General features: G+C 40.3%; 12 protein-coding genes and 1 pseudogene. 7 read left to right on the top strand and 6 right to left on the bottom strand.

All coding sequences use genetic code 11. The annotated features are described in order from the left end of the window. On the top strand, positions 1–733 hold a 733-nt coding region (locus tag GCWU000325_RS06640; RefSeq protein ID WP_006255547.1), incomplete at its 5' end, for an IS3 family transposase. A gap of 214 nt (positions 734–947) precedes the next feature. Here the strand turns inward: GCWU000325_RS06640 and GCWU000325_RS06635 are convergent. Both GCWU000325_RS06635 and GCWU000325_RS06630 read right to left on the bottom strand, forming a co-directional pair. Next, the gene (locus GCWU000325_RS06635; RefSeq protein WP_006255546.1) at positions 948–1,652 is read right to left on the bottom strand and encodes an ImmA/IrrE family metallo-endopeptidase; all 705 of its coding nucleotides are present in this window, start codon (positions 1,650–1,652) and stop codon (positions 948–950) included. Position 1,653: 1 nt separating this feature from the next. After that, on the bottom strand, positions 1,654–1,986 hold the full coding sequence (locus GCWU000325_RS06630) for a helix-turn-helix domain-containing protein (protein WP_211205530.1): 333 nt from the start codon (positions 1,984–1,986) through the stop codon (positions 1,654–1,656). A 209-nt stretch (positions 1,987–2,195) separates the two neighbouring features. Between GCWU000325_RS06630 and GCWU000325_RS06625 the strand changes: the two genes are divergently transcribed. The 5 genes and pseudogenes from GCWU000325_RS06625 to GCWU000325_RS06610 all read left to right on the top strand — a co-directional run. Next, positions 2,196–2,891 carry a multiubiquitin domain-containing protein gene (locus tag GCWU000325_RS06625; protein WP_006255544.1) on the top strand — a complete coding sequence of 232 codons (696 nt, stop codon included), beginning with the start codon at positions 2,196–2,198 and terminating at the stop codon, positions 2,889–2,891. Then, a complete protein-coding gene (locus tag GCWU000325_RS12260) occupies positions 2,866–3,573 on the top strand; it encodes a DUF6791 domain-containing protein (RefSeq protein ID WP_006255543.1) in 708 nt (235 codons plus the stop codon). The genes GCWU000325_RS06625 and GCWU000325_RS12260 overlap by 26 nt, the downstream gene beginning before the upstream one ends. A 26-nt stretch (positions 3,574–3,599) precedes the next feature. Further along, a complete protein-coding gene (locus tag GCWU000325_RS12255; RefSeq protein WP_006255542.1) occupies positions 3,600–4,049 on the top strand; it encodes a hypothetical protein in 450 nt (149 codons plus the stop codon). Next, positions 4,030–4,368 (top strand): DUF6527 family protein, encoded by a 339-nt coding sequence (locus GCWU000325_RS06615; RefSeq protein WP_006255541.1) that lies wholly within the window; start codon positions 4,030–4,032, stop codon positions 4,366–4,368. The genes GCWU000325_RS12255 and GCWU000325_RS06615 overlap by 20 nt, the downstream gene beginning before the upstream one ends. Before the next feature lie 519 nt (positions 4,369–4,887). Next, positions 4,888–6,621, top strand: a pseudogene (locus GCWU000325_RS06610) (type IA DNA topoisomerase); the annotation flags it as partial. A gap of 360 nt (positions 6,622–6,981) precedes the next feature. On the opposite strand, the gene GCWU000325_RS06605 reads toward GCWU000325_RS06610, so the two are convergent. Both GCWU000325_RS06605 and GCWU000325_RS11540 read right to left on the bottom strand, forming a co-directional pair. Further along, on the bottom strand, positions 6,982–7,857 hold the full coding sequence (locus GCWU000325_RS06605) for an IS3 family transposase (RefSeq protein WP_040599454.1): 876 nt from the start codon (positions 7,855–7,857) through the stop codon (positions 6,982–6,984). 8 nt (positions 7,858–7,865) lie between these two features. Continuing rightward, positions 7,866–8,234, bottom strand: a complete 369-nt coding sequence (locus tag GCWU000325_RS11540) for a transposase (RefSeq protein WP_083787993.1) — start codon at positions 8,232–8,234, stop codon at positions 7,866–7,868. 197 nt (positions 8,235–8,431) lie between these two features. Here GCWU000325_RS11540 and GCWU000325_RS06595 point away from each other — a divergent pair, with 197 nt between their 5' ends. Next, the gene (locus GCWU000325_RS06595; RefSeq protein WP_006255537.1) at positions 8,432–10,756 is read left to right on the top strand and encodes a TonB-dependent receptor; all 2,325 of its coding nucleotides are present in this window, start codon (positions 8,432–8,434) and stop codon (positions 10,754–10,756) included. Positions 10,757–11,183: 427 nt separating this feature from the next. Here the strand turns inward: GCWU000325_RS06595 and GCWU000325_RS06590 are convergent, their stop codons facing one another. Then, positions 11,184–13,541: a zinc-dependent metalloprotease gene (locus GCWU000325_RS06590; RefSeq protein WP_006255535.1), complete on the bottom strand. Its 2,358-nt coding sequence runs from the start codon at positions 13,539–13,541 to the stop codon at positions 11,184–11,186. Between the two features lie 10 nt (positions 13,542–13,551). Beyond that, a complete protein-coding gene (locus GCWU000325_RS06585) occupies positions 13,552–14,232 on the bottom strand; it encodes a hypothetical protein (RefSeq protein WP_006255534.1) in 681 nt (226 codons plus the stop codon). Between the last annotated feature and the right edge of the window lie 11 nt (positions 14,233–14,243).

Raw genomic sequence — 14,243 nt, 5'->3', positions numbered from 1 at the left:
CTATGCGCAGGAGCTCCGCACCTCTTTACCCAAGGCGGGCATACGCATCCTTTACGAGCTATGCCGTCGCAAATATGCAGATAAGTTTACCATCGGGCGCGACCAATGCTATGAGCTCTTCCGCTCCAATGGTCTGTGCCTTCGCCGTCGCAAACGCCCAAGGACGACCAATTCCAATCACCACTACCACATCTATGAAGACCTTCTCAACACAAGGCCCAAGCTACATCCGGCCCACTTCGGCGAGCTGTGCGTTACGGATATCACCTACGTGGCAACCTCTTCAGGTTGGGCCTATCTCTCCTTAGTAACCGATGCCGCTTCACGTCTGATCGTGGGTTGGTGCCTGCATCCGACCCTTGAGAGACAAGGTCCGATGAAAGCCCTCTCTATGGCCATCGATTTCTACAGAAAGTATAATGTCGAACTCTCGCAACTCATACACCACTCCGACCGCGGCGTGCAATACTGCTGCAATGAGTACGTCGACAAACTCAAATCTCTTGGAATACAAATAAGTATGACGCAAAGCGGAGACCCATTGCACAACGCCCTGGCCGAGAGGATGAACAATACGCTCAAGAACGGATGGCTCTTCAGTACAGAAGACAAAAGTCTGCAGCAGGTCAGGCGTCTCACAAAGAAAGCCATCGACCTGTACAACACGTTCAGACCGCATCAGAGTCTGCAGATGAGAACGCCAATGGAAGAAGTCGGAAGGTTGACGGCATAACTTCCTCGGCACACATTATTAAGTCGAACAATAAAAGAAGGAGGCAGAAACAACCGCAACAAGAAAATAAAAGAGTAATTTTGCAATTAGAAGACAACTGTCAACTAACTATGTAGTTAAGAAAAGAACACGACAAGCCTTGCTGAACTTAGCAAATAAACTTGTCAAAGAAGAATTAAATTAAGAACCAAAGTTGTCAACTAATTCTAGGACATTACAGTACAAAAGGCCAAGCAAAATAATCTAACACATTAGGAATACCCATCTTTCCAAATGTATTAGTAAAACTGGGAGATTGGAATTTATTTCTAAGTAATGCTCCGCATCTTGATGGTTTTTCTAAAACTAATAGTGCGCATCTATTGTTAGAATACTCAACATATCTTCTTAGAGTTGCATGAATGGATGCACCAAAAAGAGTAGACAACTGGATTGAGGTATCAATATCTAAAGGATACTTGTTGATTGCTGATGTAAATCTATCATGCTGAAACAAGGTAACTGAAGCGAAAAAATTAGCTTCAGCCTCAAACTCTTCATGGGTATCAAAGTTTAAACTTTCATCATCATCATCTAAGACATCAAAGCATTTTTGCTGCCATGGTAACACATCATGTCCAACTTCATGTAACTTAACAAAATTCTTACGGCTGTCTAATTGATTCAAATCAAGATAAACTTTTTTCTCTTTCCGAACCAATAAACCACGAACTTTGCCCAATGCCCTAAGTAAAACATCTGGATATTTGGATTTATATCCTTCATGAATTTGCGAGGTATCAACATTAGATGAGACTGTTAAATTAACATATGAAACTATCTTATCAATAGGGGTTGGGAAAATATCTAAACTCTTACTATCCTTTAATATTTCTAATGAAATCTTCTCTATATCTTTTATAGATTGTATCACACACATTTTACTTTTGCTTTTGACGAATAAAACGAAGGTAATCTAATAACGCTTCCTCTTCTTCTTTAGTCAAAGAGGAGTCTGAAGAAAGAGCAACTGCATTTAATAATTTATTTGAAGAAGTTTTTCCTATTATACCCGCAGCGGCAAGCAAAGTATCGAGCTCTACATTATATATATTAGACAACTTATACAATACATTAGCTGATGGCTTGGCTATTTTATCATTTTCAAGTTGGCTAAGATAAGCATTAGATATATCAGTTGCTTCTTCCACTTGTCTAAGTGTAAATCGGTGTATCTCTCTTAGCTCCTTTAATGTACTTCCTAATGATTTCATAAACATTATATTTTTATAAGTTGTCGACAAAGATACGAAAAACATTTGAAATAATAAGCATTGCTATATTTTCGATAATTATTTTTAGATTTGCTTGGTGGATTTAGATTTATGATTTATCTTTGCAAAGGTTTCCGGAAGTATTAGAGAGGCTTCGTACTTAGCAGGAATCAGGATAATAAACATAGAAGCCTCATTAGTTTATATTTATGGAGAATAATAATAAACAGATGCCAAAAGCATCAAGTAAAAAAATCCCTTTAAAATTCGTAGTTGAGGGTAAAGAGTATCAAACTTGTAACCAGTACATTACTGGTGCGGAATTGAAACAGATCGCAGGTATTCCTTTGGATACAGAACTGTTTCTATCTATTAGTAAGCCTTATGAAGATGAGTTAATTGAAAACGAGAAAACTGTTAATTTGGCAAGACCAGAAACGGAATACTTCTTTGTTAAAAAGAAGTTGCATTTTACTATTAATGGTACTCTTTATACATGGTATAAACAATACATTCGAGGTATTCAAATTCGACAATTAGGTAATATACCTGCAGAAGATGAAATTTATCTTGACCTACCTGAAGGCTGGAAGGATGATTTTATTACGGATGATGAGATTGTAGACTTGGCTCGTCCCGGAGTGGAAAAGTTTATCTCCAAGCCTCACCCTCTTCGCTTTATCATCTATGTAAACAGTAGAGAAAAAGACTGGCAAAAACGTAAAATTACCTACGAAGAGATTGTAAGACTTGCTTTCCCTAATCCAAATTTTGAAACTATTGCTTATACTGTAACTTATTCCGGTGGGCCAAAACAGAACCCAAACGGTTCAATGACCAAAGGCGATAGTGTATCTGTAACCAATAAAATGAACTTCAATGTCACAGAAACTAATCGCTCATAATAAAGACCTCAAACGGTTAATGGATGAGGGGTATGAAATTGAGGTAAAAGGTGGGTATCTAATAGCCCACCACATACCCTATGTGAATAAGAGTAAAGATATTAAATATGGAAAATTGATTGTCGCTCTAAATATTAATAATGATACAGTAACTTATCAGAAACATTGCAGCAAACATGTTATTAATTTTATGGGAGAATATCCCTGTTACCAAGACGGTTCTGAAATATCCGCAATTAGGCTTTCATCTCCGAACACGCCATTGTTTGATGATATTATAATAAATTTTTCTTTTTCAAATAAACCCAAAAATGATTACAATGATTATTATGAGCAAATGGTCAGATACATTGAAATCATATCCACTCCTGCTATGTCGTTAGATAAAAATGTGACTGCCAGAACATTTAAAGTCATTAATAATGAAGAAAGTTCTATTTTTCAATATATAGATTCTAACGCTACAAGAGCTAATATCTGGAATATCAACAATAAATTGAGTAATCAGAAGATAGCAATTATTGGCTTGGGTGGTACTGGTTCTTATATATTAGATTTAATTGCAAAAACTCCTGTATCTGAAATAAATCTGTATGATGATGATAATTTTTGTCAACACAATGCTTTTCGAGCACCAGGGGCACCAACCAAAGCAATTTTTGATGGCACACAAAAAAAGTAAACTATTTTTCATCAATATATTCTAATATGCATAATGGCATAAAACCTCATGCAGAAAAAATAACGAAAGATAATGTTTATCAATTGTTTAATATGTCGTTTGTTTTTGTGTGTATCGATAATGATGCGGCAAGAGCTATGATAATAAAGGAATTACAGCAGAACAATGTTCCTCTTATTGATGTTGGAATGGGTGTCCAAACCGTTGATAATTTCCTGATAGGGTCACTTAGAGTTACTTTGGTTACTCCTGAAAAGAGAGATCACATTGACAGACGAATACCAATGGGTAATAATGAAGATAATGAGTATGCTACTAATATTCAGATTGCAGATTTGAATGCCCTCAATGCAAATATAGCCGTGATAGAATGGAAAAAATATAGCGGTTTTTATCATGCTATCAAGCAATTCCATAATTTCACTTATAGTACAAATGACTCTAATTTTGTGGCAGATGAAATATTTGATACATAGATTTATTGAACATATCCCTGAAAATTTAGAAGATGGAATCTTATATATTTCTATAGAACACAGTGTTGCAATACATAAATGCGCTTGCGGATGTGGTAAAGAAGTTGTTACGCCAATTTCTCCAAATGGCTGGAAACTTATTTTTGACGGAGAAACTGTTTCTTTGAATCCTTCTATTGGTAATTGGAATCTGGAGTGTAAGTCGCACTATTTTATTCGGAATAATTGTGTTATCTCTGTTGGTGGCTATGAAATGGAAAATCGTCCAAAGAGAAAGAAAAAAAGGAAAAATATCATTCAACGTTGGTTTAATTGGTGACTTAGTTTGAAATTTATTGCTTACTGCATGAAGTACCTTTTTGCTTAGGTACAATTACAAATAATTTTAAATTAAATAAAGAGCGCGATGGTTGGCATAACAATCATGCTCTTTTATTTAATTTACTTATTTAGTTCTGTTATGTAATATTTTCTGTAACTTCATAATTGGATTGGAATAATCACTTCTTTAATATATAAAAGTATGTCTAATAACAGACCTAAAGAAATTTGTGCTCTCTAATACAACAATACATAGAGCCATCATGAAGAATAATTTCGCAAAATATCTAATTCGTTTTTTCACAGAAATCTGTCTGGATAACGTGGATGAGCTATTATATCACAAGAGCTAATGTATAAACTAAAGTCTTGGTTAAAAGGTCAGGAATAAAGGATTATTATCCAAAGTAGTTTTTGGAAGTAGCGAGTGCAAATATCTAATAATTAGCACATAAAAAATATAGCTTTGGATAATCTTTTACTTTGGATAATCCCTATTATCTAAAGTTGTGATAACAGGGAGGGTGAGCTTATCTTCAGATACATCTATTCCTATCTCAATTGCCACAAGCCTTTCGACCGCCTTTGGATAAGTTCACTCACAGACAAGGCTATCCGTGAGGGGCTTTCTAATCTCAAACCGGGCAACAGTTACGATAATCTCTATTATTCTGCCAAGGCAAGAAGCGAAGCCGACTGGCTGGTGGGCATCAATGCAAGCCGTGCATTGTCTATCGCCCGCAAGGGAGGTTATTCCTTGGGGCGGGTACAGACCCCAACATTGGCTATGGTCTGCCGTCGGTACATAGAGAACCGTGATTTTTCTTCCGTGCCCTATTGGAAATTATCCGTTCTCACAGAAAAAGAGGGTTTGTCGCTGAAAGCCATTGGCTGTAAAGACTATGAGAATGAAGCATCGGCACAGACTGCTCTCACTGCACTTCGCAGTCAGAGCCAGCTTACGGTAGAAACGGTCACAAGAAAGGTAACGCATACCGCGCCACCACTCTTGTACGACCTTACTGCCTTGCAGAAAAATGCCAACAGACGTCATGGCTTCTCAGCAGACAAGACCCTCTCGATTGCCCAGAGCCTCTATGAGAAGAAAATTACGACCTATCCCCGCACAGGCAGCCGATACATCAGCGAGGATGTTTCCGAGGAAGTACCCGTCCTGCTACGCAAGATAGGCATGCCACTATCAAATCCACTTAATCGCCATTCGGTAGACAACGCAAAAGTAACCGACCACCACGCCATTATTCCGACAGGTGAAACGCCATCAGGATTGTCGGCAGATGAAGCGACCATCTACCAGATGGTGGTCAATCGCTTTGTCGAAGCCTTTTCCCCCGATTCAGAGGAAGAACGTATGCAGGTGCGGTTTACTGACGGTACCAACACCTTTACTTGGAAGGCATACCAACAAATCTCCTTAGGTTGGAAAGCCGTGCAGAAAGACAAGACAAATGAGGCGGAGAAGAAAGAGGACGGAAATGAACAGGCTTTGTCTTCGCTGCCAAACTTGGCTCAGGGTGAAGTCCTGACACTGCTTAATGCTGAAATCACGGAACATAAGACCAAACCCAAACCGCTCTATACGGAGGCGGCCTTGCTTTCTGCGATGGAAAATGCAGGAAAAGAGGTCGAAGATGCAGAAAGCAAGAAGGCGATGGCAGAGTGCGGTATCGGCACACCTGCCACCCGTGCCAACATCATCGAGATGCTAATTCTTCGTGACTATATCCGAAGGGACAAGAAAGCCATCATACCTACCGAGAAAGGCCTGGCTGTCTATGAAATAGTCAAGGACAAGAAGATTGCCAATGCGGAGATGACAGGCAGTTGGGAACTTGCCCTTGCCGCTATTGAAGCAGGAAAGATGCCATCTGATAAGTTCTCACAAGGCATCAACTCTTATGTAAGTACCATCTGTGAGGAACTCCTTTCACTTACTCCCGAACAAAAGTCCTATCCTGTTTACCGCTGCCCAAAATGCAGACAGCAGAGTGTCGGCATCTATGCCAAAGTTGCCAAGTGCAGGAACGAGGGCTGCGACTTCCATATCTTTCGTGAAGTCTGCGGCACATTGCTCTCCGAGGACAATATCCGGGATTTGATAACCATAGGACGAACACCCGTCCTCAAAGGATTAACGAGCAAGGCAGGCAAGAAGTTCAATGCCCGACTGGTTATGAAGGACGACTATACCACCACCTTTGAATTTGAGCAGAATAAGAAACGGAAATAAAAGCAGTTGTTCAAATTATCAAAGGTAGGTAACACTATTACCCGCTCTTGGTAATAACATTACCGAAGTTTGGTAGCAACATTACCATACTTTGGTAATGAATGTAACAACCTTTAATACTGTAATGTCCTAGAATTAGTTTGTAATGTCCTAGAATTAGTTGACAACTTTGTTTCTTAATTTCATTCTTCTTTGACAAGTTTATTTGCTAAGTTCAGCAAGGCTTGTCGTGTTCTTTTCTTAACTACATAGTTAGTTGACAGTTGTCTTCTAATTGCAAAATTACTCTTTTATTTTCTTGTTGCGGTTGTTTCTACCTCCTTCTTTTATTGTTGGACTTAATAATGTGTGCCAAGGAAGTTATGCCGTCAACCTTCCGACTTCTTCCATTGGCGTTCTCATCTGCAGACTCTGATGCGGTCTGAACGTGTTGTACAGGTCGATGGCTTTCTTTGTAAGACGCCTGACCTGCTGCAGACTTTTGTCTTCTGTACTGAAGAGCCATCCGTTCTTGAGCGTATTGTTCATCCTCTCAGCCAGGGCGTTGTGCAATGGGTCTCCGCTTTGTGTCATGCTTATTTGTATTCCAAGAGATTTGAGTTTGTCGACGTACTCATTGCAGCAGTATTGCACGCCGCGGTCGGAGTGGTGTATGAGTTGCGAGAGTTCGACATTATACTTTCTGTAGAAATCGATGGCCATAGAGAGGGCTTTCATCGGACCTTGTCTCTCAAGGGTCGGATGCAGGCACCAACCCACGATCAGACGTGAAGCGGCATCGGTTACTAAGGAGAGATAGGCCCAACCTGAAGAGGTTGCCACGTAGGTGATATCCGTAACGCACAGCTCGCCGAAGCGGGCGGGATGTAGCTTGGGCGTTGTGTTGAGAAGGTCTTCATAGATGTGGTAGTGGTGATTGGAGTTGGTCGTCCTTGGGCGTTTGCGACGGCGAAGGCACAGACCATTGGAGCGGAAGAGCTCATAGCATTGGTCGCGCCCGATGGTAAACTTATCTGCATATTTGCGACGGCATAGCTCGTAAAGGATGCGTATGCCGGCCTTGGGTAAAGAGCTGCGAAGCTCCTGCGCATAGAACACGATGCTGCTGCGCAGGACGTCCAACTCCAAAGAACGATCCACATGGCGATAATATCCTTGTCTGCTTATGCCAAGATAACCGCAGAGTAAACTGACAGGATGACTTACCGGCTCCTGTCTTTCTTTTCCCTGCGACAAGGTCTTGATTACTTGGCAGCGGAGTTTTTTCGTATGCGGATGTTGTATTTCTTCTCGGCAAGGTCGATCATCGTCTTGTTGGCCAAACCATAAAGTTTTTCAACGGCTAATTCTTTTTCAAGACGTTTGATCTCTTTTTCATGAGCCTTGCGCTCGCGTAAAAGCTGCGCTTGGAGTGCTTCGAGCTTAACAGGGATATCTTCTTTTTTCATAAGATATGCTACTGACGAGACGTCGGGTGAGCCATATTCGGTATAAATACGATGGAATGTACTTAAAGGGATACCGTGACGAGAAGAGAACTCATGCAAGGTTAAGCCACTTGTTACATACTGATGTAATAACAGTATTTTCTCTGATTCATTGTAATGAGACATAAATTTTTACTCCTTTGCGATTGAGAAAGTGTCAACTTATTCAGTACACTACATACACTCCTGCGAGGATGGAGCATAAAATCATTATTCTTGGGTATTTTTCAGCAATAAAGAACACCATATCTTTGCAGTCAAAAAATACACAAGATAGACCTATCTTGTTTAATACTTGAATTTATTTACAAATCAAAGATCCTATGAATAAGAAAATAGTCCTTTTTCTGCTATTCTTTTCACTGTTACAAGTCGGGATAGCAGATAATGTAAACGTAACAGAAGCTGTTGTGCAAGGTCGCGTAATCAATGGAAAAAGCAAGGAGAATTTGCCCTTCGTGCATATTTCTATAAAGGGAACAACCATCGAAACCACAACAGATGCTGCGGGATGTTATCATTTGAAGAACCTGCCTATAGGCAATCTTACGTTGGAGGTGAAATTGTTGGGGTATCACATCCAACGACAGAAAATAAAAACTCGCCCGCACGAAGTACAAGAATTGGATTTCGAACTGAGCGAAGATGCCTTTGACCTTGACGAGGTTGTGCTTACGGCTAATCGCGTACAGACCTTGCGTAGAGAAGCACCGGCTTTGGTCAACGTGTTAGATAAGAAGACTTTTGAAGTTACAAACATTGCTTGTTTGGCTCAAGGGCTTAATTTCCAACCCGGGGTACGTACAGAAACAAATTGCCAAAATTGTGGTTTCTCGCAGGTAAGAATGAATGGTTTAGATGGTCACTATTCGCAAATTCTAATTGATTCTAGACCCGTATTCTCAGCCCTGAATGGTGTGTATGGACTTGAGCAGTTGTCCACGAATATGATAGATCGCGTTGAAATAGTTCGCGGTGGTGGATCCTCGCTCTATGGTGCTTCTGCCGTTGGCGGAACTATCAACATTATTACAAAGTATCCAACTTACAATACCGGATCTTTCAGCCATACGATTACCTCCTTATATGGTCGTTCAAGTTATGATAATACGACGACAGCCAACGCTTCACTTGTTACGCCTGATGGCCGTGCTGGTTTGTCTATTTTTGGTCAATACCATTATCGACCGGGATTTGATTACGATGGAGATAAATATACCGAGCTACCCAATTTGCGCAACTCAATGTTCGGATTCAGCTCTTTTATCAAGTTAACTCCTTATTCGAAACTTTCTATGCGTTACAATAACATCAGCGAGTTTCGACGCGGAGGAAATAATCTGCATCTTCCACCTCACAAAGCCAATATTACAGAGCAGATAGAACATTCTATTAATGGGGGAGATTTAACTTATGATCTCGATACACCCAATCTATTGCATCACCTGAAGGCTTATTTCTCTTTTACGACGACTAATCGAAAAAGTTATTACGGCGGAATCGCATCTGGTTCAACAGAAGACATTGAAACTGCAGAAAAGGCCTATGGTCGTACAAATGATTTTACTTATATCGTAGGCGCACAATACTCCTACTATTTCGACAAGCTATGGTTCTTGCCGGCGACCTTAACATTGGGTGGGGAGTATAACAACGACAACTTGAATGATGAAATAATCGACTATAATCATTTCCTGCATCAGCAGATTCATATAGGTAGTTTCTTCGCACAAAACGAATGGAAAGACGAGCGCTGGAGCTTTGTGTTGGGGGCCAGAATGGATAAGCATAATCTTATTTCCAATCCGATTTTCAGTCCACGTGTGAATGTACGCTACAATCCGAATGAAAAGGTAAATCTGCGCTTCAGTTACGGACAAGGTTTCAGAGCTCCACAGACATTTGATGAAGATCTGCACGTAGGCTACGTTGGTGGTGAACGCGTTGTTACCATAAATGCACCAGGTCTAAAAGTTGAGCGCTCGCATAGCTTTAGTTTATCGGCCGATCTAGCCTACAATTTAGGAAAAATCCAGACAGATCTAATCATCGAAGGGTTTTATACACGTCTTAATAATGTATTTGGACTGCGCCTGCTAAATAGAACAGATGATCAAGGCAACGCTATCCAAGAACGTTATAATGCACATGGTGCAAACGTCCTGGGGGTAAATATTGAAGGTAGAGCTTTATTCACTAAGTGGCTAACGGTGGAAGCCGGTATCACTTTGCAGCAAAGTCGCTACTGCGAACCAGTAGAATGGAATGAGGATGCTGCACCTGTCAGAAAGATGCTGCGTACGCCGAATGCCTATGGCTATTTCACGGCTAAGATTACTCCAATCAAGCGGCTTGCTTTCTTATTATCGGGCAACTATACGGGCAGTATGTTAGTTGGGCATTCCGGTGGCGATAAAATCACAAAACCGATAGCGGTAGAGACGCCTCGATTTATGGTGATCAATGCCAAGGCCAGCTATGATATTTCGCTCCCAGGTTCCTTGACTTTGCAGTTGAATGCCGGAGTTCAAAACTTAAGTAATGCTTATCAAAAAGATTTTGATCAAGGATGGAATAGGGATTCTGCTTATATTTATGGGCCAGGATTACCAAGAACCTTTTTCTTAGGCGCTAAAGTTGAATTTTAATTTCATCTGTTATTCAACCATACTAATTGATTTTCAGATAACTTCTAAGCGAAAATCCTACAAGTAGATCTTAAAGTATCGTCTTGCTATCCTCACTATTCTTGTACGAGATTTTGCCCCACTAGTTTTGCCTAATACTCAAAAAGGATAGAAGATGTTAAGCTACGATGCTGATGGTACTAATGTCCTTTCGTGGTGGTACAAGCCTCCTTACACGAAAGGACATTTCTACCATCGTGGAAGTACTTTGAGTGATCTATACAAAAAGAGGTGGAGAGGCCAATAGGTTTATTATTGTTACATTCATCTACAATCGTTGCTTGAATTCGGCAAACACCACCTGGACTTTATTGGTCCAAAATGATTGTAGGAGGAATACACAATCGTATTCCTCCTACAATATTCTGATTCTATTGTAATGATTCTTCTACTTAATTACAAGAGCACGACTAATCATATCGCTCAAGTTTGCATAGTGCGCAGCAGATGCCGCATCTGTTCCTGCCATTTTCAGAGAGTGTTGCAACTGTGTCAATATTTTCAACACTGTTGGACGTGCAGGTGATGTTGTTGTAGATTGTTTAAAGTATTGCGTCAACTCATTTACAAATGTACTTTGAAGGGCTTTGCGGTATGGCGTAACTTTTACTTTAGATTTGAGCTCTTTGAAGATCAACTCCGTGACTTCCGGAAGATAAGCCGTAGTAGGATAGTCTGCATTTAGATTGTCTAAAGTGCTTTTAGCTACCAATTTACGCACAAGCGAATTACCGACATTGATCGTAACAGACTGAGGATCTTTAGTCAGACGGTTAAGATAGCTTTCATTTATCAACCATTTCGGTTCTTCGAGTACTTGACGATTCAACCAAGCCAAAGCCTCTCGCTGCCGCTTTGCAGGAACGTTTGTATAAATAGCTCCTTCTTGGTCTACAGTCTTAAAGTCTTTATATACGCCACCTACAAAACGGAAGACGTGTGAGATATAGCGCAAGAATTGGTTATTGACAGCTTGATAAGCATCGAGAAGATTTGTGCCAAAGATGTCACCGTGTTGATATGTCCAATCAGGAAGCTCTTTCACTTCACGCTTGAGGTTTAATATGCCATACTCGTTAGCTTTCATAACATCATTACTCAGATCCTCTGTTTGACAACGGGGGTCGTTGACATTATTTGATTCACCATCACCAAACCAAAGACGACGATTGCTTTTGAGCATTTTAGAGGTAAGCGCTTCTAATTCATAATGGTCACTCACATCATCATAAGAATCCCAAGTTGGCGTATAGCCCCACTGAATAGCCCACATATCATAATCGCCAATTCTTGGGAAGATACCTTCGCGGGAAATATTGTCTTCGGGTTGCGCGACATAATTAAATCTTGCATAGTCCATGATACTAGGGGTGTGTCCATGGGCCTCTACCCATAATTTATTGCGTAGACTATCAACGGGTACAGTGCTTGAAGAGCCAAAGTTATGACGTAGGCCTAGCGTATGGCCAACTTCATGGCTGGAAACAAATCGGATTAGTTGGCCCATCAAGTCATCATCGAAGCGCATCTTTTGAGCAGCTTCGTCTATTGTGCCTGCTTGGATCATATACCAATCGTGAACCAATTTCATCACATTATGATACCAACAAATATGGCTCTCTAGAATCTCTCCCGAGCGCGGATCGTGTACTTGAGGCCCATAAGCATTTTCAATAGGTGATGCTAAATAGCGTATACAGCTATAGCGAGCATCTTCCATAGACATCGTAGAGTCTGTGTCCGGCCATTCTTTGGCCATAATTGCATTCTTGAAACCTGCTTTTTCAAATGCTTTTGCCCAATCGTTAACGCCAGCAATGAGGTAAGGGCGCCAGCGTTTAGGAGTAGCAGGATCAACATAATAGATGATGGGCTTTTTAGGCTCAACAAGTTCGCCTCGTTTCATTTTTTCTGCATCAACACTATCTTTAGGCTCAAGCCGCCAACGTGTGATAAAACGCTTTTTTTCCACACGTTGCTGGAAGTCTGAAAATTGAACAAAGCTATCACTAAAGTATCCAACGCGAGGATCAAATAAGCGGCGCTGCATTGGTATTTTAGGCAAGAGAATAAAGGAGACATTTAATCCTATCGTAACTTTACCTGTCTCATAACCTGCATATGTGTTGTTTTGCGTAGAAGTCCAGGTTTTAACTGTGCGAACTTCAGTGTTAATAGGGAAGGTCTTTATGCTTTCTATGTAAGACATTGAAGGTAACATCATCCCAAGTCCGAACCTTTTCTTAGCCATTTGGTTTAACCCAATCGCAGCATTGTCTTCTTGGAAGAAGGCTGATACCTTTATCTTATACAGACTCTTTGCATGACTTTCTATCTTGAACGCTCCTATGATAGGATTGGAATTGCTGATTAATATAGCACGATTAACTGCATCGAGGCTATCTGCAGTATTCATGAGTAACTCTGAACGAAGAAGTAATTGATCGTTAGGAGATTTCTCAAAATACATAGTGGAGTAGTTGACTTGTTCTCCACCATATAAACCGGAGTTTGCAGGTGTAGAAGTATACCGTACAGAAACTAAGAAGCGTCTCCCTATAATTGAATCAGGGATTTCGAAGAAGTAATCTTTATCTGTTTTGATAACATTAAAGAGTCCTTTAGTTGTAATAGTTTTCTCCGCAGGTTTAGCATCTTTTGCGGGAGGATTGGGCTTTTTTCGAGCCATTGTTTCCGTCGCTATTGAGAAAAATAAGCAGACAGAGAGAAGTATAAACTTTTTCATAGTTGAGTTATTAAGTTGTAATGATTTTCTGGAATCCTTCGTAAGTTTCCAATCTATTCAGCTCGTATGTTTCAAGTCGCAGCGAAAATGTGCCAGGAAGCGCATTTAACCCAAAATAACTCTGAATGATACCAGCTAAATTAAAACTCAGATGATCTCCTTTACGCATTAGTAAAATTGAATATTCCCTCAGAGCTTGAATCTGATGATCCATTTTGCGTAACGATTGGAAAATACAATAGTATATGGGTAGTGTATTGAAATTTAAAAGAAGTTTGACTCGCTTGCGACTATCTTCATCATAATAGAGATTAAGAATCCATTCTATTTCTTGCGGATCTGATAGGGTAGGAAGAAGGGTTGCAAGGAGTTTATTTTTGTCAATGGGGCTTGCGACTTGAGCATATTCTTTTATTTCCTTTAGCTCAAGTGCAAAATGATTTGGTATCGCCTTGAGGAATGTGCCCAAGAATGCTTTTGAGTTTTTGGGAACGATTGTTATGAAGCAATGCCAATAAGATTCTCGCGACAAAGACGACAACAACTTATCTCCTAACAAAAAACCTGCCGTTCTAAATTCAGCATTGCTTAGTTGCAGTAGATAATTATATAACCCTATTGCGTCATTTGCTTGGAGAAAAGTCGTGAGTCTTGACTCTATCCGTGGGTTGTGCTTTCTCAGTGCAGACATTATGACTGTAC

It is taken from the genome of Alloprevotella tannerae ATCC 51259, assembly GCF_000159995.1.
GTDB classification, from domain to species: Bacteria; Bacteroidota; Bacteroidia; order Bacteroidales; family Bacteroidaceae; genus Alloprevotella; species Alloprevotella tannerae.
This window is presented reverse-complemented; position numbering and strand designations above follow the sequence as displayed.

Excerpts from the sequence above, each read along its gene's own strand:
- GCWU000325_RS06635 (WP_006255546.1), bottom strand. The coding sequence starts at position 1,652 with ATGTGTGTGATACAATCTATAAAAGATATAGAGAAGATTTCATTAGAA.
- GCWU000325_RS06630 (WP_211205530.1), bottom strand. The coding sequence starts at position 1,986 with ATGAAATCATTAGGAAGTACATTAAAGGAGCTAAGAGAGATACACCGA.
- GCWU000325_RS06625 (WP_006255544.1), top strand. The coding sequence starts at position 2,196 with ATGGAGAATAATAATAAACAGATGCCAAAAGCATCAAGTAAAAAAATC.
- GCWU000325_RS12260 (WP_006255543.1), top strand. The coding sequence starts at position 2,866 with ATGTCACAGAAACTAATCGCTCATAATAAAGACCTCAAACGGTTAATG.
- GCWU000325_RS12255 (WP_006255542.1), top strand. The coding sequence starts at position 3,600 with ATGCATAATGGCATAAAACCTCATGCAGAAAAAATAACGAAAGATAAT.
- GCWU000325_RS06615 (WP_006255541.1), top strand. The coding sequence starts at position 4,030 with ATGAAATATTTGATACATAGATTTATTGAACATATCCCTGAAAATTTA.
- GCWU000325_RS11540 (WP_083787993.1), bottom strand. The coding sequence starts at position 8,234 with ATGTCTCATTACAATGAATCAGAGAAAATACTGTTATTACATCAGTAT.
- GCWU000325_RS06595 (WP_006255537.1), top strand. The coding sequence starts at position 8,432 with ATGAATAAGAAAATAGTCCTTTTTCTGCTATTCTTTTCACTGTTACAA.
- GCWU000325_RS06590 (WP_006255535.1), bottom strand. The coding sequence starts at position 13,541 with ATGAAAAAGTTTATACTTCTCTCTGTCTGCTTATTTTTCTCAATAGCG.
- GCWU000325_RS06585 (WP_006255534.1), bottom strand. The coding sequence starts at position 14,232 with ATGTCTGCACTGAGAAAGCACAACCCACGGATAGAGTCAAGACTCACG.